Source organism: Luteibacter sp. UNCMF366Tsu5.1 (genome assembly GCF_900119235.1).
Lineage (GTDB): Bacteria > Pseudomonadota > Gammaproteobacteria > Xanthomonadales > Rhodanobacteraceae > Luteibacter > Luteibacter flocculans.
In genome coordinates, this window is record NZ_FPIS01000002.1 from 504628 (window position 1) to 526377 (window position 21750).

Annotated in this window: 14 protein-coding genes; 12 read left to right on the forward strand and 2 right to left on the reverse strand. The window is 65.0% G+C overall.

What is annotated here, in order from left to right:
* Positions 1–23: 23 nt before the first annotated feature.
* The 7 genes from BT115_RS11435 (at position 24) to zwf (ending at position 9170) form a co-directional block, all read left to right on the forward strand.
* Positions 24–281, forward strand: coding sequence for a hypothetical protein (locus tag BT115_RS11435; protein ID WP_072322730.1), 258 nt, complete (start codon positions 24–26; stop codon positions 279–281).
* A 100-nt stretch (positions 282–381) separates the two neighbouring features.
* Positions 382–1695, forward strand: a complete 1314-nt coding sequence (locus BT115_RS11440) for a two-component system sensor histidine kinase NtrB (protein ID WP_072322731.1) — start codon at positions 382–384, stop codon at positions 1693–1695.
* Between the two features lie 77 nt (positions 1696–1772).
* The gene (motA, locus tag BT115_RS11445) at positions 1773–2627 is read left to right on the forward strand and encodes a flagellar motor stator protein MotA (RefSeq protein WP_072322732.1); all 855 of its coding nucleotides are present in this window, start codon (positions 1773–1775) and stop codon (positions 2625–2627) included.
* Positions 2628–2633: 6 nt separating this feature from the next.
* Positions 2634–3671: a flagellar motor protein MotB gene (gene motB, locus BT115_RS11450; protein ID WP_072322733.1), complete on the forward strand. Its 1038-nt coding sequence runs from the start codon at positions 2634–2636 to the stop codon at positions 3669–3671.
* 99 nt (positions 3672–3770) lie between these two features.
* A complete protein-coding gene (gene ybaL, locus BT115_RS11455) occupies positions 3771–5423 on the forward strand; it encodes a YbaL family putative K(+) efflux transporter (RefSeq protein ID WP_072322734.1) in 1653 nt (550 codons plus the stop codon).
* 115 nt (positions 5424–5538) lie between these two features.
* Entirely contained in the window at positions 5539–7365 is a 1827-nt protein-coding gene (locus BT115_RS11460) for a glycoside hydrolase family 15 protein (RefSeq protein ID WP_072322735.1), read from the forward strand.
* The gene (gene zwf, locus BT115_RS11465; RefSeq protein WP_072322736.1) at positions 7362–9170 is read left to right on the forward strand and encodes a glucose-6-phosphate dehydrogenase; all 1809 of its coding nucleotides are present in this window, start codon (positions 7362–7364) and stop codon (positions 9168–9170) included. The genes BT115_RS11460 and zwf overlap by 4 nt, the downstream gene beginning before the upstream one ends.
* A gap of 63 nt (positions 9171–9233) precedes the next feature.
* Here the strand turns inward: zwf and BT115_RS11470 are convergent, their stop codons facing one another.
* Positions 9234–11066 (reverse strand): DUF3300 domain-containing protein, encoded by a 1833-nt coding sequence (locus BT115_RS11470; protein ID WP_083527426.1) that lies wholly within the window; start codon positions 11064–11066, stop codon positions 9234–9236.
* A 681-nt stretch (positions 11067–11747) separates the two neighbouring features.
* Here BT115_RS11470 and BT115_RS11475 point away from each other — a divergent pair.
* The 5 genes from BT115_RS11475 to BT115_RS11495 all read left to right on the forward strand — a co-directional run bounded on the left by BT115_RS11475 (position 11748) and on the right by BT115_RS11495 (position 21488).
* A complete protein-coding gene (locus BT115_RS11475; protein ID WP_083527427.1) occupies positions 11748–14381 on the forward strand; it encodes a TonB-dependent receptor in 2634 nt (877 codons plus the stop codon).
* Between the two features lie 20 nt (positions 14382–14401).
* The gene (locus BT115_RS11480; RefSeq protein ID WP_143144541.1) at positions 14402–17056 is read left to right on the forward strand and encodes a beta-mannosidase; all 2655 of its coding nucleotides are present in this window, start codon (positions 14402–14404) and stop codon (positions 17054–17056) included.
* 65 nt (positions 17057–17121) lie between these two features.
* Positions 17122–18492, forward strand: a complete 1371-nt coding sequence (locus BT115_RS11485) for a glycoside hydrolase family 125 protein (RefSeq protein WP_083527474.1) — start codon at positions 17122–17124, stop codon at positions 18490–18492.
* A 36-nt stretch (positions 18493–18528) separates the two neighbouring features.
* Positions 18529–20949 carry a GH92 family glycosyl hydrolase gene (locus BT115_RS11490; RefSeq protein ID WP_072322740.1) on the forward strand — a complete coding sequence of 807 codons (2421 nt, stop codon included), beginning with the start codon at positions 18529–18531 and terminating at the stop codon, positions 20947–20949.
* Positions 20950–21092: 143 nt separating this feature from the next.
* Complete coding sequence (locus tag BT115_RS11495; RefSeq protein ID WP_143144542.1) at positions 21093–21488, forward strand: hypothetical protein; 396 nt, start codon at positions 21093–21095, stop codon at positions 21486–21488.
* Here BT115_RS11495 and BT115_RS11500 read toward each other — a convergent pair.
* A complete protein-coding gene (locus BT115_RS11500; protein ID WP_072322742.1) occupies positions 21472–21681 on the reverse strand; it encodes a hypothetical protein in 210 nt (69 codons plus the stop codon). The genes BT115_RS11495 and BT115_RS11500 overlap by 17 nt on opposite strands.
* Positions 21682–21750 lie beyond the last annotated feature (69 nt).

Sequence of the window (21750 nt, forward strand, 5' to 3'; positions counted from 1 at the left end):
CGCTTCTTCACGAGAACCGACCCATGCTTGAGCGCGAATTCCCAGGCTTCACCCTGCGCAGCGGCGCCACCCGCGAAGGCTCGCGGTACACGGCGCTGGTGTCCGTACACCCCGCCGATGGCGGCTACCCCAGCTATTACGCGGTGTATGAAAACCGCAGCTTCCGCGACGAGGCAAGCGCCCAGGCCGCTGCCGAGAAGGCATTGGGATTGGTGATGGGGGTGGAAGAGGACGGCGCGCCCGTGTTCGCCGAAGGCGAGACGGGTTTCGATGACGCGTAGGGCAGGCGAGCGATGACCCGATACGCGATCCGGCTTGACAGCCGCTCTGTCGCGGCGCGTCATACCAGGCAATGAGACGACAGGGGCGGGCGGCATTGCCATGAACGAGCGGGACGGCCGGTACCGGCAGTTCGTCGAGGCTTCCTCCGACTGCATGAAGGAGCTCGACCGGGACGGCGCCATCCGTTTCGTCGCGGGGCTCGGGTGTGCGGCCCTCGCGCCCGACGGCGTGGAGCGCCTCATAGGCACGCGCTGGCTCGATCTCTGGCCGTTGGAAGCGCGCGACATGGTGGCACGTGTGCTCGACCGCGCGGCATCCGGCGAGTGCGTGGATTTCGTTGGCGCCCGCCGTATAGGTGAGGGGCCCACGCGCTGGTGGGAGGTCACGGTCACCCCTGTGATCGCCGACGATGCGCTCGACCATTTCGTCGTCATCAGCCGCGATGTGACGGAACGCGTGGAGCTCCAGGCCTCGCTGGAATCGATCATCGAATTGCTTCAGGACCGGCTCAACGAGACGGTGGCGCGCACGGCCAACGCCACCACGCGCTACGGTACGCTCATGGAACGCCTCGAATCGGAACACGGGGCGAGGCAGGCACTGGAAAGCCGGCTCGCCAGCGTGCGCGAGCAACTCGCCATGGCCAACCAGGCGCGCGATCTCGCCGAGGCCAGCGCCAGACAAGCGCAAAAGCAGCAGGCGATCGGTCAGCTCGTCAGCGGCATTGCCCATGATTTCAACAACATGCTGCAGACGGTGATCGTGAGCTTGTCGGGCCTGCAGGATGAGGCAGAGGCGCTCACTCCGAGGCACCGTCGCATGGTCACCTACGCGGTGGAAGGGGCGAGGCACGCGACCGCGCTGACCCGACGTCTGCTGGCCTTCGCGCGGAACCAGTACGCGCAGCCCGAGGCGGTCGATCTCGGCGACCTCGTAGCGGCGTTCGCCGATTTTGCCCGGCATGCTCTCGGTGGCCGGGTGGGCATAGACGTACTGCGTCAACCGGGCCCGCTGCCGGTATGGGTAGATCGAAGCGGGGTCGAGCAGGCGCTGATGAACGTTTGCCTCAACGCGCGCGACGCCATGAACGGCTTCGGTCAGATCGTGGTGGAAGTGGGTGAGCGTATCGACAGCCAGCGGCTGTCGGGGCATCCCGGCGAGGTCGAGGGCGCACGCCAAGTCTTCGTCAGTGTCGCCGATGGCGGCGGTGGCATTCCGGAGGAGGTCCGACAGCGCCTCTTCGAGCCCTATTTCACGACCAAGGAAGGCGGTTCGGGCCTTGGGCTGGCTCAGGTCTACGGTATGGTCGCGCAAGCCGGCGGCGGCATCGAAATCGAGAGCGAAGCGGGTGTCGGCACGCGGATCCGGCTGGTCTTTCCACGCTACGCCGGACCCTGTGCCTTTGGTGAATAGCGTTCACAAAACGTGACGAAGTTCCTCAATTGTTAGGCGGGTCGGCCGATAAGGCTAGAGCCTGGAGGAAGCAAGTCATGTTGGTCATCATTGGTTCGATCGTCGTCCTGGTTTCCGTACTAGGCGGATACGTCCTGTCGCACGGCGAGATCGGTGCGCTGTGGCAGCCGTACGAGCTGCTCATCATCTTCGGCGCGGCCATCGGTGCGTTCCTCAGCAGCAATTCGCTGGAGGTCGTGAAGAACGCTGGCCGCGACATGGTCGCGCTGTTCAAGGGCCCGAAGTACCGCCGCCAGGACTACGTCGACCTGCTGTCGCTGCTCTACGACATCTTCGTGAAGATGCGCAAGGAAGGGCAGCTCGGCATGGAGGCGCACATCGAGGACCCGGCCAGCAGCTCGCTGTTTTCCGCTTATCCGCGGCTGGTGGCTGAGCATCATCTCATCGACTTCATCACGGACTGCCTGCGTCTGATCGTCGGCGGCGCCATGGACCCGCACGAACTCGAGCAACTGCTCGACGTGGAACTGGAAACGCACCATCACGAAGCGCTCGTACCCGCGCTGGCGGTGCAGAAGATGGCCGACGCGCTTCCCGGTTTCGGCATCGTCGCGGCGGTGCTCGGCATCGTCATCACCATGAAGTCCATCGACGGTGATGCCGCGGTTATCGGCGAGCACATTGCTGGCGCGCTGGTGGGCACCTTCCTGGGCATCCTGCTTTCCTATGGCTTCGTGGGGCCGCTCTCCGCGGCGATGGAAGCGCGCGTGAACACCGACGGCAAGGCCTTCGAGTGCGTCAAGGTCGCATTGCTCGCCAATCTGCGCGGCTACAACCCGATGGTTGCCGTGGAATTCGCGCGCAAGTCGCTGCAGTCCAGTTCGCGTCCGTCGTTCCAGGACCTCGAAGCGCACCTGAAGGCGGCTCGGTAAGCAACGATGAGCGACTTGAAGCAGGTCATCATCGTCCGCAAGAAGCGCGCTGGTGGCCACGGCCACCACGGAGGCGCCTGGAAGGTCGCCTACGCCGACTTCGTCACGGCGATGATGGCCTTCTTCCTGGTCATGTGGCTTGTCGGCGCGGGTACGAAACAGCAGCGCGCGGCCATTTCCGAATACTTCAAGAACCCCAGCATGACCCAGGGGCAGTCCACGATGGCGCCGTCGGGCAAGATGGGTCCGGGCGGTGCCAGCACCAGCATGATCAAGCTCGGCGGGGCAATGGACCTCCCGAAGGGCCCCGGCGACAACCAGGCGTTTGCGCGGCCCAATGGCGCGGAGCTCGACAAGTTGGCGAAGGAGCAGGAAAAGCGCCGGCTCGAACAGCTCATGAAGGACCTCAAGGAAGCGGTCGCCAAGAGCCAGGCCATGGCGCCCTACAAGGATCAGCTCCTGCTCGACATCACCTCCGAGGGCCTGCGCATCCAGATCGTGGATAAGCAGAACCGGCCGATGTTCGACACCGGCAGCGGTGTGATGAAGCCTTATACGGTGGAAATCCTGCACGAGCTGGCGGGCTTCGTGAACCAGGTGCCCAACGCAATCAGCATCTCCGGGCATACCGACAGCGCACCCTACGTCGGTTCAAGCAAGTCGTACGGCAACTGGGAGCTTTCCGCCGACCGTGCCAACGCGGCGCGTCGCACGCTCGTGGAAGGCGGCATGCAGCCAGACAAGGTGGCTCGCGTGGTGGGGCTCGCGGCATCGGTGCCGTTCGACAAGACCAACCCCGCCGCGGCCATCAACCGCCGCATCAGCATCGTCGTGATGACGGCCGAGGCGGCACGCGCGGCGCTCTCGCCGGACCTCGTGGACGGCGCCGTGGCGCCGACGGCCGGATCGCATGCCGCAGGCAACAACCACGTCGAAACGGCGGTCACCGGTGGCGCGCGAGCGCCTGCCGACACGCCTCGGGCGACGACCGCGTCGGTCGCATGCGGCGATGCAACTTGCGCACAAGGCTCATCGCCCCCATAGGTTTCTGGACCCCGTCGAACGTTCGCAGCGCCCGACGTGACTAGACAGGGTGCATGCCGCGGCGTACGCCGCGACCGACGACGACTCAAGGAGCCGCCTATGCACGACGCCACCCCGCTCATCGCCACCATCGTCGGGGGCCTCGTCCTCGCCTTCATCTTCGGAGCCATCGCCCATCGGCTCCGTTTGCCGGTCCTCGCCGGTTATCTCGTTGCCGGCGTCGTCGCCGGGCCGTTCACGCCTGGCTACGTTGCCGATGCCCATCTGGCGCAGGAACTGGCCGACCTTGGCGTGATCCTGCTCATGTTCGGCGTGGGGCTGCACTTCTCGTTGAAAGACTTGCTCTCGGTCAAGGCGATCTCGATTCCGGGCGCTGCGGTCCAGATGGCTGTCGCGACCGGCCTCGGCATGGCGCTCGGTGCGTTCCTCGGCTGGCCGCTGGCGCAGGGTTTCGTGTTCGGGCTCGCGTTGTCGGTCGCGAGCACGGTCGTACTGCTTCGTGCGATGGAAGAGCGCCGCTTGCTCGACAGCGATCGCGGCCGCATCGCCGTGGGCTGGTTGATCGTCGAGGACCTGGCGATGGTGCTGGCGCTGGTGCTGCTTCCGGCCATCGGCGGATTCCTCGGCGGCGAGCAGGCAGGTGCGTCGGCGAGCATCGGTGCGCTGCTGGAAACCGTGGCATGGACCATCGGCAAGGTGACGTTGTTCGTCGCCCTGATGCTGATCGTCGGCAAGCGCGCCATTCCGTGGGTGCTGCAGGCCGTGTCGGCCAGCGGTTCGCGGGAGCTGTTCCGTCTCGCGGTGCTCGCCATGGCGCTCGGCATCGCATTCGGCGCAGCCCATCTCTTCGATGTGTCGTTCGAACTGGGTGCCTTCTTCGCCGGCATGATGATGGGCGAGTCCAAGCTGTCGCAGCGTGCCGCGGAGGAAACGCTGCCACTGCGCGACGCCTTCGCGGTGCTCTTCTTCGTCTCCATCGGCATGTTGTTCAATCCGCACGTCCTCGTCGAACAGCCGTGGGTGGTGCTGGCCGCGTGCCTGATCATCATCGTCGGTAAATCGGTGGCGGCCTTCGCCATCGTCCGTGCCTTCGGTCGCCCGCCGAAGACGGCCCTGACCATCGCCACCAGCCTCGCGCAGATCGGCGAATTCTCTTTCATCCTTGCCGGGCTCGGCGTATCGCTTGGCTTGTTGAGCGAGCAGGCGCGCGACATCCTCCTCGCAGCGGCCATCGTCTCCATCCTGGTCAATCCCCTGTTGTTCGCGGTGCTCGACCGATGGATCGCGCGACACGAGGCGGACGTACCGGACGATGGGCCCAGCATCGCCGGCCACACCGTGCTGGTGGGCTACGGACGCGTGGGCCGTCGTGTGCTGGCCGAACTGCAGGCCTCGGGTACCCGCACCCTGGTGATCGAATCCGATGAGGACGCGGTTCGCGAACTGCGCGGAACGTCCGAGGTGGAGCTGGTGGTGGGCAACGCCGCGGTGGCGGCCGTACTCGACGAGGCCAATCTCGCCGGGGCTCGGGCCCTGATCGTCGCCGTGTCCGATCCGTTCGAAGGAGGTCAGGTCGTGCGTGCCGCGAGGGCCTTGCGGCCCGACCTGCCGATCGTCGCCCGCGCCCACTCGCAGGAGTGCGTGGCGCATCTGGATGGCCTTGGTGCCAGCAACGTGATCTATGGTGAGCAGGAGCTTGCGCACAGCATGTTCGCTGCGGTGCGTGCCCCCGTCGACCACGCCGGCCATTGAGCCGGCGGAGCCCTTTATGAGTGGGCTCCCGCTCGGTTCGTGCGGCAGCGAGCATACGTCGAGCTAACGTCGCCATCGCTACCTTGTGACGAATCACGGTAGACGAGAGATCCGCATGGCTTCCCGCATCGAGGACTACGCGATGCTCGGCAATTGCCGAAGTGCAGCGCTGGTGGCAAGAGACGGTTCCATCGATTGGCTGTGCCTTCCCCGCTTCGATTCCGCCGCATGTTTCGCGGCTCTGATCGGGCAGGAAGAGAATGGGCGCTGGCGTGTTGCCCCCTCCGATCCCGATGCGACCTGCACGCGCCGTTATCTGGACGGCAGCCTCGTGCTGGAGACCGAATGGCAGACGGCGACGGGACGTGCGCGTGTCATCGACTTCATGCCGATCGACGGTGAGCAGGTGGGCGTGACCCGGATCGTCGAGGGCATCGAAGGACGCGTGGACTTCGAGGTCGTGCTGACCCTCCGTTTCGACTACGGCAATGCCGTGCCCTGGGTCAGCCGCGTTGACGACACGACGATGACAGCGGTCGCCGGCCCCGATCTCATCGTGGTGCGCAGCCCGGTCACCTTCGACGGCGAAGGGTTGCACAGTGTGGCGCGCTTCAAAGTGAGCAAGGGCGATTCGGTGCCGTTCTCCCTTGCCTGGGGACCGTCGCACCTCGCGCCGCCCGATACGCCGGAACCTTGCGGCGCCCTGCGCGACACCCTGGCCTTCTGGGATGGGTGGTCCGATCGCTGCAACGGAACGGGCGAATGGTCGGACATCGTGCGCCGCTCGCTGGTGGTGCTTAAGGGGCTGAGCTACCTGCCCACCGGCGGCATCGTCGCGGCGCCGACCACCTCGCTGCCCGAGCAGATCGGCGGCCCGCGCAACTGGGATTACCGTTTCTGCTGGGCGCGCGATGCCACCTTCGTGCTGTCTGCGTTCGTCAACGCCGGATATCACGACGAAGCAAGCGCATGGCGCGACTGGGTCCGGCGTGCGGTAGCCGGATCACCGGGTCAGTTGCAGGTGCTCTATGGTCTCGCGGGCGAGCGTCGTCTCGAAGAGTTCGAAGTACCCTGGCTCGCCGGCTACGAAGGCTCGACGCCGGTACGCATCGGGAACGCCGCATCGACACAGTTCCAGTTGGATATCTTCGGCGAACTGGTCGGCGCCTTCGCCCACGCCGTGCGGCATGGCGTTGCCATGCAACCGGAAGCCGACGAGGTGCAGACGGTGTTCCTCGAACATCTGGCGAGTATCTGGCGCCATCCCGATGAAGGCATCTGGGAAATCCGGGGCGAGCCGCGCCATTTCGTCCATTCGAAGGTCATGGCATGGCTGGCGTTCCAGCGTGCGAGCGAACAGGAGCGCCACGATTCGGACCCCCGGCTCACGCTGCGCTGGCGTGCGCTGGCCGACGAGATCAAGGCCGACATCCTGGCCAAGGGTGTCGATCCCGAGCGCGGCTGCTTCACGCAGTCGTATGGCTCGAAGGAAATCGACGCAAGCCTGCTGCTGGTGACACTCACCGATTTTCTTCCGCCCGACGATCCCCGCGTCACGGCCACCGTGCGGGCCGTCGAGGAAGACTTGCTGGTGGATGGCTTCGTCCGCCGTTACGACACGCGCAGCGGCGTGGACGGCCTGCCGCCGGGCGAGGGCCAGTTCCTGCCGTGCAGCTTCTGGCTCGTCGAAAACTACGTACTGCTCGGGCGCCTCGACGAGGCCCGCAGCATGTTCATGCGACTGATCGGCCTGGCAAACGATCTCGGCCTGCTCGCGGAGGAGTACGATCCCCGTGCGAAACGGCTGCTGGGTAATTTCCCCCAAGCTTTTTCTCACGTCGCGTTGGTAAATGCCGCCTTCAGTCTCGCGCACGGCTACAGCGCGACGGCAGATATCCACGCCACCCCCGAAGCCCTCGATCCCCAAGGAGTCCGTGCATGAGCCCAGCCCAACCGAAGCGTGCCACCTCGCGCGCTCATCCGGCCGACCCGTGTACCGTCGTGATTTTCGGCGCTGCCGGCGACCTCACCAGTCGGTTGGTCGTTCCCGCGCTCTACAACATGCGCCGCACCGGCCTGCTGGCTGACAATTTTTCGGTCATCGGTTTCAACCACGGCAAGATGACCGACAACGCATGGCGCAAGAGCCTGCGTACCGCGCTCGAACGTTTCGTGGGCAACAGCGGCGGTCGCCTGGATGAGGAGGCCTGGGGCTGGCTCAGCAGCCAGATGACCTACCACGCCGGCGACTTCGACGATCTGTCCGCATTCCAGAACCTGGCGGTGAAGCTGCGCGATGCGGAGCGTCGCCGCGGCACCAAGGGCAACGTGCTGTTCTATCTCGCCACCCCGGAACGTTTCTTCGGCGACGTGATCGAGAAGCTGCGCGATGCCGACCTCGTCGACGATGGCGGTCCCGATGGCGAGTTCTGGCGTCGCGTCATCATCGAAAAGCCCTTCGGTCATGACCTCGCTTCCGCGCACGCGTTGAACGAGCGCATTCTCAAGGTGCTGCGCGAGGATCAGATCTTCCGTATCGACCACTTCCTCGGGAAGGAGACGGTGCAGAACATCATGGCGTTCCGCTTCGCCAATGGCCTGTTCGAGCCAATCTGGAACCGTGACCGTATCGACCACGTGCAGATCACCGTGGCCGAGACCGTAGGCGTGGAACGCCGCGGCTCGTTCTACGAACAGACCGGCGCGTTGCGCGATATGGTGCCCAATCATCTGTTCCAGCTGCTGGCGATGGTCGCCATGGAGCCGCCGAGTTCCTTCGACGCCGAAGCCGTGCGTACGCGCAAGGCGGAAGCCATCGAGGCCATCCGTCCGATCCAGCCCGAGGATGCGGTGCGCGGCCAGTACGGCCCGGGCGCGGTCAACGGCGAACTGGCGATCTCCTATCGCGACGAACCCAATGTCGCGCCGGATTCGGTCACCGAGACCTTCGTGGCAATGAAGCTCTCCATCGATACGTGGCGCTGGTCCGGTGTGCCGTTCTATCTGCGCACCGGCAAGCACATGGGCCGCCGCACTACGGAAATCGCGATCCGCTTCAAGTCGGCGCCGTTCGCCCCGTTCCGCGGCACGGGCATGGACGCGTTCGGTCCCGACTGGCTGGTGCTGCAGATCCAGCCCGACGAGGGCATCTCGTTGCAGTTCGACGTGAAGCGCCCGGGTCCACGCGTGGAACTCGCGCCAGTGCGAATGGATTTCAAATACGCCGACTGGTTCCGCGCCGAGCCCAACGTGGGCTACGAAACGCTGCTCTACGATTGCATGACCGGCGACGCCACACTGTTCCAGCGCGCGGACATGGTCGAAGCCTGCTGGCGCGCCGTACAGCCGATTCTTGACGATTGGGCGCAGCGGACTCCGGCGGACTTCCCGAACTACGCCTCGGGCAGTGCAGGCCCCGCCTCGGCGGACACGCTCCTGGCCTTGGGTGGGCGTTCGTGGCGTCCGCTGAATTCGTCGAGCGAGCCGCTGGCGCGCAAGTCCTCGCGCAGCAAGGCCGAGGCCGCACCGGCGTCCGCCGGCACCGCGCCCAAGAAGCGTGCATCTGCGACGAAGGCCGCGGCATCGAAGAAGGCGACTGCGCCGCGCAAGACGGCATCGCGTCGCGCCACGGGAGCGACGACCGCCGCGGCGAAAACGGCCTCGGCCCGCAAGGTGGCACCCGCGAAAGCCACGACGAAGAAGACGGCTGCACGCCGCAAGCCGACAGGACGTCCGCGTTCCAGGTAATCAAGCCTCGCGTCAAACGAAAAGGCCGCGCTGAAAAGCGCGGCCTTTTCGTTGTTCGCACGATCAGTGATCGTGCTTGTCATCCTTGTGCTCGGGCGGTCGGTGGTCGTCATGCCGCGGAGCGGGCCTGGATTCGGGATGCGCTTCGGGACGCGGCGCCGGACGAGCTTCCATCCGCGGCTCGGGCCGCGGTTCCGGGCGGGCCTGCATGCGCGGCTCCTCACGGGGCGGCATGCGTTGATCCATGCGCTGTGACTCCATCCGCGGCTCCGCGGTCGGTGCGCGTTGCGCAAAGCGTGCCGCATCGTTCGATGGCATGCGCGGTTCCGCCACCGGGGCATGCTGGGCGAAACGCGCCGGATCGTTCGGCGGCATGCGGGACGCGGCAGGCTCCTGCCGCGGCTGCGTCGGCTGCGGGGCCGGCGCATGCCGGGCATCCATGGTCTGCGGAGGACGCGCTTCCATGGGCTGAGGCGCATGGGCGGCCAGGGCCTGACGATCGCGGGCGAACGCCTCGGCGTTACCCGGACGCTCCGGCGTACGCGGCGCGCCGGGAGCCGTGGCGGTCGCGTGCTCATTGCGCTGCATCGTCGCCGGATCGACACCGTGCGGCGCATTGGGCATGGGTCGGCCTGCGGCGAAGGCGCGAGGGTCTGCCGGCCGTCCCGGCTCACCGGCGGGACGCGGCATCATCGCAGCGCGCTCGGCGCCCGGCGGCGGCAACGCAGGGCGAGCGTTCGGCGCCGTGGCGCGCATCATCGCGGGATTGAAGTTGGGGCGCTGCATGTGCGCGAAATCCACCGGGTGCGGCGCCATGGCGGCCGGTGCCGGACGACCCATCGGGCCGGCGGGCGGTGCGCCGTTATAGGTGGTGTTGTGCACCGACACATTGCCGAAGTTGTGCCGGTTGTCGATGTGCACCGAGCGGTCGATGCTGGTGTAACGGTTGATCACCGTGTTGCGGTTCACGACATACGGATGGTTGTCGTAGACCACGGCCGGCGGGCCATAGCCGCCACCGCGCGGGCCGCCCCACGACGTGTTCCAGGCATTCCAGCCCCAGGGATGATCGTGGTGGTGCGCGAACAATTCACCGACCACCACGCCGACACCGAACGACACGAGGCCGGTCGCGACGAGGTCGCCGCGGTCGGGAGCGGGTTCGTACCAGCGTTCGGTCGTGTAGACACGCGAGTACACCGGCTCGCCGTAGACGACGTCGGGATCGTACTGCGGCACGTAGACGACATCCGGCTCTGCCGGCTCGATCTCGATGGTCTGCGCGGGCGGTTCGACGACACGGCGCTCTTCGACCACGGTGGTCGTCGTGGGCTGGGGAGTATCCACCACGCGGATCTTTTGCTGTGGCGTATCGGCCAGTGATCCGTGCGCACGGGCACGTTGGCGCATCACCTGGATCGCGTTGAGCACGTCGGTGGGTTCGGCCGCGTAGGCGGCACCCAAGGCGGCAGTCCAGTCGTTATGGCCATCCAGTTGATCGACGACGGCAGGGAAAGCGACCAGCGCTTTGACGCTCGGATCCCACGGCTGGTTGCTTGCGGCATCGATCAGCGCCGAGCCGCTCAGGTTGCGGTTGTCTTCGAGGAAGCCGCGCGCGGCATGCACATCGTCCGGGTGCGTGGACGCGGCAAGCGTGAGCGCGACGAGCTTGTCGGGAAACAAAGCGATCGGCGAGACCAGCGCATAGAGCTGTTCCGCCGTCGGCGGCTGGTAGGCGGGGGCCGGCGGGGGTGCGTTGTCGACCGTTCCTGCGGTGGCCGGCGGCGCGGAAGCGGTGTCATCCGCGGGTGCCTGACGCTGGCAACCGGCAAGCATGCCGACAATGGCGACCGACAGCGCGGTCATCAGAACGACGTCCTTCGTAGTGTGTCTCATGGTGCCCTCTCGTCACGGATCGCCTGTCGATCCGGCGTGGCGCCAATGTCGTTTTCGGCGCGTGACTCGGCGCTGTCTGGCGCCGCAAGGGCTTGCGGTTTCGCGGAGGGATTTAGCGGCGGTTTGGGTGGGTGAGGGTGATCGCGAACGCAGTTTTGAGGGCAGGATGCACGTGTTTTTTTCGTTGCGTTGCAGCAAGCAACCCCATCCAACCGCCTTTCATGGCGCTCTGCGAAAGCGGCGATTCCGTTTCCGCGAAAAAACAGTCACTTGCTCAAGTAGCCACGCGTTACGTCGCCAAGATGGATCGATCCAAATTTTGCGAAACCGTTCTGCACTGCACTATTTTGGTATTCCCAATATATTGATAAAAATCAAAATGATGAGTCGAGTTGATCATCCTTAGATCGAGTTAAAAATTCAGTTGACTTCGATGACAGGGGACTTAAGAATCCGGCGATAACACGGGATTGCTACGGCAAGACCGGGCTTTCGCGCCAGAACCCGCAGACCGGCGGCGCGGAAGAAGAAAAGGGCGGCGAAACAAGACCCTCACGCAGCGCGCGTTCCCGACGTCGGTTTTCAGCCGGCGCGGTGCCGTTCGCTCGGAAAAAAGCAACGCGGGAGCGGGGCCCCGACAGCGAGCGGGACCGGCTTCCTTCCCCTTTCCAGGAGATCGATGTGAACCACCGTATCAGCGCACTTTCCATGGCCATCCTGGCCGGTCTGTTCGCGACGGGCAGTGCGATGGCGCAGGACGCCACCACCGCCCCGTCCGCGAACGACGCCGGGACGACCGCCCCCGCCGGTCAGTCCAATCCCCAGAACGCGGCCAATCTCAGCGGCATCACCGTCACCGGTATCCGCGCTAGCCTGCAGAAATCGCTCGACCTCAAGCGCAACGCCGACTCCATCGTCGACGCGATCTCCGCGGAAGACGTGGGCAAGTTTCCGGACACGAACGTCGCCGAATCGCTCTCGCACCTGCCGGGCCTCAGCGTCGACCGCAACTTCGGCGAAGGCGACAAGGTCAGCATCCTGGGCACCGATCCCGCGCTGAATCGTCTGTTGCTCAACGGCCAGACCGTCGCATCGACCAACTGGACGTCCGATCCGAACAATCCGGACAGCCGCTCGTTCAACTACAGCCTGCTCGCTTCGGAAATCATCGGTAACGCTCAGGTCTACAAGACCCCGCAGGCGAACATCGACGAGGGCAGCATCGGTGGCACGGTCATCGTCAATACGCGTCGTCCGCTCGACCTGCCGGCGAACACACTGACGGGCAGCGTCAGCTACGGTTACAACGACCGCGCCGACAAGGGCAAGCCGAACGCGTCGTTGCTGTACAGCTGGAAGAACAAGGAAAGCACCTTCGGCGTCATAGGCTCGCTGATGCATTCCGATCGCATCATCGATCGCCAGGGCACCGAGATCTTCGGCTACCAGCGCGTCAACGATCCGACCGACACGAACCCCGACCACCAGTTCAACCCGGCCGTCGTGCCGCCGGACGCGAAGGGCGTGTACCCGACTGCGATCAACACGGCGTGGTTCCAGCAGCGCCGCACGCGAGATGGCGTGTCGACCGGCCTGCAGTGGAAGCCGAACGACGCGTTCGAGCTGAACTTCACCGGCCTGTACGTGACCGAGAAGTTCAACAACTTCAACCAGAGCCACTACGGCGAATGGTCCGGATCGGCCGCCAACGCCACGGCGCTGGGCTTCAACAACGGTGTTGCGACCAGCGGCAGCTACAACGCCAACACGTCGACCTACCTCGACGGTTACGAGCGCGATTCGACCGTGAACACGGGCGTCGCCAACCTGCGCGCCGATTGGTTCGGTGACGGCTGGACCGCATCGAGCCAGATTGGTTACACCGGTTCCACCGGCGGTTCGGACGGCATCTGGAACACGCAGTTCCAGGGCTTCGGCGGCTTCGACTGGAACCTCAAGGGCCAGCATCCGCAAATCAACTACAACAACGCCGACAATCCCACGGCAATGCTCCTGCACGGTGCCGGCTACAGCTACGCACCGAGCTACGACCGCGAGCGTTACTTCCAGGCCGACTTCTCGCACGACGTCAGCTGGGGTCCGCTGAACCAGATCGAGGTCGGCATCAAGGCGACCAACCACATCGACGGCCAGGACGCGTACGCGGCCCGCCTGCCGTCGCAGGACGGCAGCGGTCTGTCGCTCAGCGATTTCTCGCACGGCGGAACGCCCAGCGGTTACCTCGACGGCCTCAGCCCGGCCGGCAACATGGGCGACTGGACGACGATCGATCCGGGTCTCATGAAGGCGTACATCCAGCAGCTGAAGAACGGCACGGTGTCGCTCGATCCGAAGGCCACCTACAGCGTCGTCGAGCAGAACCGCGCGTTCTACATCCAGGGCGACTTTGCCGGTGACGACTACCGCGGCAACCTCGGCGTGCGTTATTTCCGCACCCGCGACACAGTGGACGGTTACAACGCCATCGGCGGCGACAACTACGGTCCCGTCAACAAGCGCAGCGCGTATCACGACTGGCTGCCGTCGTTCAACATCGCCTACGACGCAACCGATAGCTTGACGCTGCGCTTCGCCGCCGCCAAGGCCGTCGCTCGCCCGCGCTACCAGCAGATGACGCCTTACGTCGCGCTCGACGACCGTACCCTGACCGGTTCGCGTGGTAACACCGACCTCGGTCCGTACAAGTCGACCAACTACGACGCGTCGGCCGAGTGGTACTTCTCGGAAAACAGCGTGCTCGCCGCGGAAGTGTTCTTCCGTCGCATCTCGGGCTACATCCTCAACACCAACGTTGCCGAGACGCACTACAACCTGACGAATCTGCGTGACGACGTGTACCAGATGCAGGTGCCGATCAACGCCGGTGTCGCCAAGGTCAAGGGCGCGTCGATCAGCTACCAGCAGAACTTCCGTTACGGCTTCGGCTTGCTGGCGAACTACACGTACTCCGATGCGGACACCAGCAACGACTTCCCGCTGCCGTACAACTCGAAGAACTCGTTCAATCTGTCGCCGTTCTACGAGCAGGGTCCGTGGAGCGCGCGTCTGACCTATAGCTGGCGTTCGTCGTACTTCACCTCGATCGCGCAGCTGCAGTCGCAGCAGATCACGGGCATCTTCCGTCAGCTCGATGCCTCGGTCGGCTACCAGATCAACGATCACATCCGTGTGTCGCTGGACGCCACCAACCTGCTGGACGAAACGTACTTCGTCTACAACAACACCCCGGCGCAGCCGCTCAACGCCTACAAAAACGGTCGCACCTACACCGTGACCATGGGCTTCAAGCTGTGATGCGGCGCGCGTCGCTGGCAATGGTGGCCTGGCTTATCGCCGGTGCCGTCAGTGCGGCCACGCCGGTAGAGAAAGACCTTTCCACCGGCTGGCAGTTTCGCCTAATGACGGAACGGGGTGCGGACAGCGTCCGCGATCCCGCCGCCCAGGCGTCGCCAGCGACGCGCTGCCGTGAGTCGTGCAAACGATTCGCGGACTGGCAGCCGGCCACCGTGCCGGGTGCCGTCCAGACGGACCTGCTCGCCTTGGGACGGATCGGCGATCCGTTCTGGCGCGACAACGAGGCCGACCTGCAATGGATCGGCCTCTCCGATTGGGATTACCGTCTGGACTTCGACGTCGACGCGGCCATGCTCAAGCGTGGTCACGTCGAACTCGTTTTCGATGGCCTCGACACCTTCGCGGACGTCGAGATCAATGGCCGGATGCTGCTCTCGGCGGACAACATGTTCCGTCGCTGGCGTGTGCCGGTGAGAGATGCCTTGCACAAAGGCACGAACACGCTCGTCGTGCATTTCCATTCTCCGATCGCCCGGCTGTTGCCGTGGTTGATGAGGCAACCGTATTCGCTGCCCGGCGAGTTCGATTCCTCCTTCGGCGACGAGCCGAAGGGCAAGCAGACGTCCAACTACGTCCGCAAGGCCAACTACCAGTACGGTTGGGACTGGGGCCCGCGCTACGTCACGCTCGGCATCTGGCAGCCGGTACGGCTGGAGAGCTGGGACGCGACGCGTCTTGCCGACTTCCACGTCGCGCAGAAGCACGTCGATGCCGATAGCGCCCAGCTCGACGCGCAGTTCGACCTGCGCGCGGATCGCAGTGGTCCGGTCATCCTCAAGGTGGACTGGACCGCCCCGGATGGCACGCGCGGCCACGAAGAGCGCAGCGTGGTCCTGTCGCGTGGCGAAAACCATGTGTCGTTGCCGGTCTCGATCGCTCATCCGCAGCGCTGGTGGCCGGTCGGTTACGGCGAGCCGAACCTCTATCGTTTCCACGCGGAGGTCGCTGCCGATGGCGACACCATCGCCAGTGCCGATCGCGACACCGGCCTGCGCACGGTCGAGCTGCGTCGCGACAAGGACACCTGGGGCAGGGGCTTCGCCTTCGTGGTGAATGGCGTGCCGATCTTCGCCAAGGGCGCGAACCTGATTCCGTTCGACAGCTTCCCATCGCGCGTGACCACCGCGCGCATGGAGGCGATCCTTCGTTCCGCGAAGGACGCCAACATGAACATGCTACGCATGTGGGGCGGCGGTACCTATCAGGACGACGCCTTCTACGCCGCGGCCGATCGCATGGGCCTGATGATCTGGCAGGATTTCATGTTCGGCGGTGCGATCACGCCCTACGACGATGCCTTCCGCGAGAACGTGCGCATCGAGGCTACCGAGCAGGTCACGCGGCTGCGCGATCATCCGTCGATCGTGCTGTGGTCCGGTAACAACGAGGTGCAGACCGGCTGGGACGACTGGCCGGATCGCCAGGACTTCCGCAAGTTCGTCAACGCCGATGAGGTGCGTCGCATCGACGATGGCATGCGCGAACTGTTCGGCACGACCTTGCGCAAGGTCGTCCAGGATCTCTCGCCTCAGGTGCCTTACTGGGCCAGTTCGCCCAGCACCGACTACGACGGCCCCGCGAACGTGGAGAACGACGGCGACTTCCACTACTGGAAGGTCTGGTCGGGGTCGGAGCCCATTGCGCATTACCTGGACGTCACCCCGCGCTTCCAGTCCGAATACGGTCTGCAATCCTTCCCGGTGATGGCTACGATCAAGGCATTCGCAAGTCCCGAGGACATGCAGCCGGAATCGAAGGTCATGCGCGCGCACCAGAAGTTCGCCAACGGCGATGGCAACCAGCGCCTGCTGCTCTACATTCGCCAGGAATACGGCGAACCGAAGGACTTCCCCTCGTTCGTTTACCTGAGTCAGGTGATGCAGGCGGAAGGCATCGAGCTGGCGGCGGAGCATCTGCGCAGCGCGCGTCCACGCAATATGGGTACGCTGTACTGGCAGTTGAACGACGTCTGGCCCGGTGCGTCGTGGGCGAGCGTCGACTACTTCAATCGCTGGAAGGCCCTGCAGTTCCGTGCGAAGCGCTTCTATGCGCCGGTAGATGTCGTGCCGCTTCGGCGCGATGGAAAGACCGAGGTTTTTGCGGTGTCCGATCGCACGACCGACTTCGCTGCCACCCTGCGCACGCGTGTCTATGACATGGGTGGGAAGCTGCTGCGTGAGACGAGTCAGCCCGTCCATGCGGCGGCGCTTGCCAGCACCAAAGCGGTCACCTTGGAAGACGCGGCGCTGCTGAAGGGCGCCGATCCGCGCCGCACGGTGGCGGCGTTCGATCTGATCGAAGGCGGTAAGCCGGTCGCGCATCATCTGCTGTATTTCGGCGCCGCGCGTACGCTCGTGTTGCCGCAGCCCGGCATGAGTACGTCGTTGCGCAAGGACGGTGGGGCTGTGGTGCTCACCGTCAAGGCGAAGCGCCTGGCGCGCGCCGTGTGGATCGATACGGGCGACCTGGACGTGCGCCTCGCAGACAACGCGTTCGACCTGCTCCCGGGCGAGAGCCGGGACATCCGCATCGACGGCGTGGCCGATGTCGATGCGCTCCGCCGCGTGTTGAAGGTACGCTCGCTTGTCGACGCTCTGAAGGAGACCGCTCCGTGAATCCCAGCCGACGCCATCTCGTGAAATGGCTTTCCCTGGTGCCCAGCGCCGCCTTGCTCGGTGGCATGAGCCTCAGCGCTGCCGCCGCGGCGCCGCGGTTCGCCAGCCAGCGGCCGCCGGTGGGCAAGCGCAAGTTCACCAGCGACGCGGTTGAGAAACTCATTGCGTCGACGAAGAAAAAGATCGCAGACCCCGAGCTCGCGTGGTTGTTCGAGAACTGCTTCCCGAACACCTTGGATACCACGGTAGAGATCGGTCGCCTCGATGGCTACGAGGACACCTTCGTGGTCACGGGCGACATCGACGCCATGTGGCTGCGCGACTCGTCCGCGCAGGTGTGGCCGTATCTTCCGCTCACAACGAAGGACGAAGGGCTGCGCAAGCTGTTTCGCGGCCTCATTCGTCGCCAGGCGCGCTGCATCGCCATCGATCCGTACGCCAACGCGTTCCTTCCCGATCCGCGTGGCAAGAGCAAGCTCGATTGGGCGCAGTCCGATATGACCGACATGCGCCCCGGCGTCGCGGAGCGCAAATGGGAGATCGACTCGCTCTGCTATCCGGTGCGCCTCGCGCATGGTTATTGGCAGACGACCGGCGACCGCGAGCCGTTCGACGAGGCTTGGCGCGCTGCGACGCGGCTCGTCGTGAGCACCTTCCGTGAACAGCAGCGCAAGGACGGCACCGGCCCGTATCATTTCCAGCGGCCGTCGCCCAATCCGACCGAGAGCCAGTTCCTGCACGGCTATGGGCAGCCTACGCGCCCGGTCGGCATGATCCATGCGATGTTCCGTCCGTCCGACGACGCCACGCTGTATCCGTTCAATATCCCGGGCAACCTGTTTGCCGTCGTGACCTTGCGTCGCCTTGCGCAGATGCATGGCACGTTCTACGGCGACCAGGGCTTTGCGAGCGAGTGCCACGCGCTGGCCGACGAGATCGCGGCAGCGATCGAGCAACATGGCGTGATCGGTGACCATGGCGAGGACTACTGGGCCTACGAGGTCGATGGTTATGGCAACCATCTCTTCATGGACGATGCCAACGTGCCGAGCCTGCTGGCCTTGCCTTACCTGGAATGCGGGCCGCGCGACGCGCGCTATGCGCGCACCCGGGCCAAGGTCTGGAGTGCCGACAATCCGTATTTCTTCAAAGGCAGTGCAGGCGAAGGCATTGGTGGACCGCACGAGGGCCTGCGCATGATCTGGCCCATGTCGATCATGATGAAGGCGTTCACCACCGACGACACCGCGGAAATCCGCCAGTGCCTGCACTGGTTGAAGACCACCCATGCGGGTACCGGGTTCATGCACGAGGCATTCGACCAGGACGACCCGAAGCAATTCACGCGGTCGTGGTTCGCCTGGGCCAACACGCTGTTCGGCGAGCTTGTCGTCCACCTCGCCGATAAACATCCCGATACCTTGCGGCGCGTCTGACGCGCCGATCCCTGTATCCCATCGCTGGAGCGATTCATGGTTACCCGTCGACGTTTTCTGCAAGGGATGGCCGCCTTCACGGCGCTCGGTCAATTCGGTTCCCTCACCGCGATGGCCGAGGGCGTGCAAGAAGGCTTGAAAGCACCCTCATCCGGCGGCGGCACCGCCGGTGAGGGCGTCTTGCGTTACGTCGACGTCTTTGTCGGCACCGGCGGCCACGGTCACACCTACCCGGGTGCAACGCGGCCGTTCGGTATGGTCCAGTTGAGCCCGGACACGTACAACGCCCAGTGGGATGGCTCGTCGGGCTACCACCAGGGCGACGGCTCGATCATGGGTTTCTCCCATACGCATCTTTCCGGAACGGGCGCGAGCGACATGCTCGACGTGCTGGTGATGCCCTCCATGGGGCCCGTGCTTCTGCAACCGGGCGATCGCGACTTCGACGGCGTCAACTACGTGTCGCGCTTCGACGCGAAGAAGGAGAGCGGCGACTCGAAGGAAAAGGGCTGGCGCAGCGGTGTCAAGGGCTATCGCTCGCACTACACGGGTGAGCAGGCGCATCCCGGTTACTACCGCGCGAAGCTCACCCGTTTCGACATCCTCGCGGAACTGACCGCCACGTTGCGCGCGGGCATGCATCGCTACACCTTCGGCAAGGAAGGCGATGCCCATCTGCTGGTCGATCTCGCCCACGGCTATGCAGACGCGATGGACAAGACCGCGAACGTCACGGACGCGGAGCTGACCTTGGTCGGAAACGACACCCTCGTGGGTGGGCGGCGCGTGTGGCAGTGGGCCGCGGGTCGCGTGATCTATTTCGCCATGAAGCTGTCGCGTCCGGTGTCGAGCCTCACGTTGTATAGCGACGACAAGCCGCTGCCGAAGGGCAGCACGACCGCCAAGGGCGATCATCTGAAAGCGGCCCTGCATTTCGACCAGGCTTCGCGCGAGCCGCTGCTGGTCAAGGTGGGTATTTCGGGCGTGGACATCGATGGCGCCATGCGCAATCTCGACGGCGAAATGCCGGGCTGGGATTTCGATGGCATCCGTGCCGCGGCCGAAGCCGAGTGGGAGCGCGAACTGTCGAAGATCCGTATCGACGCCTCGTCGGACAAGATCAAGCGCACCTTCTACAGCTCGCTGTATCACACGATGCTCGCGCCCACGGTGTTCAGCGATATCGACGGGCGATACCGCGGCATGGACAAGGCGGTACACACGCTTCCCGAAGGTCGGCACAACTACAGCACCTATTCGCTGTGGGATACCTACCGCGCCGAGCATCCGCTGTTGACGCTGTATCAGTCCGAGCGCGTGCCGGACCTCGTGGATGGCATCGTTCGCCTTGCCGTGGAAAGCCCGAGCGGCGCGCCGGTGTGGCCACTGCAGGGCATCGAGACCGTCTGCATGATCGGCTACCACTCCGCGGTGGTCGTCGCCGAGGCACAGGCGAAGGGGTTCACCGGCATCGATTACGCAAAGGCATGGCCGGTGTTCCGACGCCGTGCGATGCAGGACGATTATTTTGGCCTGACCTACTACCGCAAGCTCGGCTTCATCCCCAGCGACAAGGAAGGCGAGGCGGTCAGCAAGACGCTCGAATATGCCTATGACGACTGGGCGGTGGCACATATGGCCGATGCGCTGGGCCACGCCGAGGACGCCGCGCTATTGCGCAAGCGCTCGCAGAACTACCGCAACGTGTTCGACAAGGACACGCATTTCATGCGCCCGCGCGGGGAGGATGGCACCTGGCTGCAGCCGTTCGATCCCATTGCGATCGGGCACTCCAAGCGCTGGCGCGACTTCACCGAGTCGAATGCGTGGCAGGCCACGTTCCTCAACCAGCACGACGTGTACAACTACATGACGCTGTTCGGCGGCGAGCAGGCGTTCGAGCAGAAACTCGACGCGCTGTTCAACGCCGACCCCACGTTGCCCGACGATGCACCGCCTGACATCGCAGGCATGGTCGGCCAGTACGCATTCGGCAACGAGCCCGGCCATCACATGCCTTATCTGTATGCGTACACGGGCGCGCATCACAAGACGCAGGCGCGCGTACGCATGCTGCTGGAAACGATGTACCTGCCGGAACCCGACGGCCTCCCCGGCAACGAGGACTGTGGCCAGATGAGCGCGTGGTATGTGATGAGCGCCATGGGCCTGTATGCCGTGGACCCGGTCAGCACGAACTACGTTTTCGGCAGCCCCTTGCTCGACCGCGCCGAAGTACGCGTCGGCGAAGGCCGCACCCTGGTCATCGAGACGAAGGGCAACGGGCCGGGCCGGCCGTACATCCAGTCGGTGACCTGGAACGGCAAGCCGTGGACGAAAAGCTGGATACCGCACGCCGAGCTGGTCGCAGGCGGCACGCTCGCCTTCGTCATGGGCGACACGCCCAACGAGGCGTTCGGCAAGGCAGCGGCGGATCGGCCCCCGTCGTTCGGATAATCCGGGCAGGGTAGGTGCCGTGCCGGCGCCTGCCGTGCTCGTTCACGAGCGGTAGACCGTCACATCGACACTCTGCCCGGGCCGGATGGGCCGGCCTCGGTCAGGGGATCGTCATGTCGTATGCAGGGCGCATGGTTTTTCGCATGTATCTACCCAGCGTGCTTGCGCTGGCTGGAGGCGCGCTCGCGGCCGCCGCATTGAAGGCGTCCCAGCAGTGGCCCGGGGACCTCGGCATTCTGTCCCTCTATTCCAACCTGCCGTCCTGGACCTTCGCCCTGGCCCTCGTGCTGGCGTTGACCATGGCGACGGTACAGACCGTTCGCCTGCGTCTATGGGATCGCGGCGCCATCGCCGGCTGCTATGTGTGCGGAAGCCTGCTCGCTGCACCGCGCGCGTCGCGTCGTGGTCTCGGTATGACCCGCCGCTGCCTCGGCTGCGGCAAGGTCCACGGCGTCAACCACCATCGGCTCTCGCCGAAGGTCCTGCCGCTGGTGCCGGTCGAGCAAGCCCGACCGGCCACCATCAGGAGCGCACGTTAGTCACCGTGATGCGGTGACCGATGCGTTCGAGTAGCGCGCGCAGCGCTTCGGCATCCTCCACGCTGGCGCCATCGTCGAGCGACAGCCAGAGGGTGTCCCCGGACAGGCCGTGGACCTTTTCGTTGAACTCGATCTCGATGGCTACCTTGCCACCGGGCTGGACCACCGATACGGTGAAATTTCGCTGATGCACGCCCTGAATTCCCTGATGAACTGTCGAATGGACGGTTCATTTTAGCGGGGTACGAGGGAAAGTGCGTGT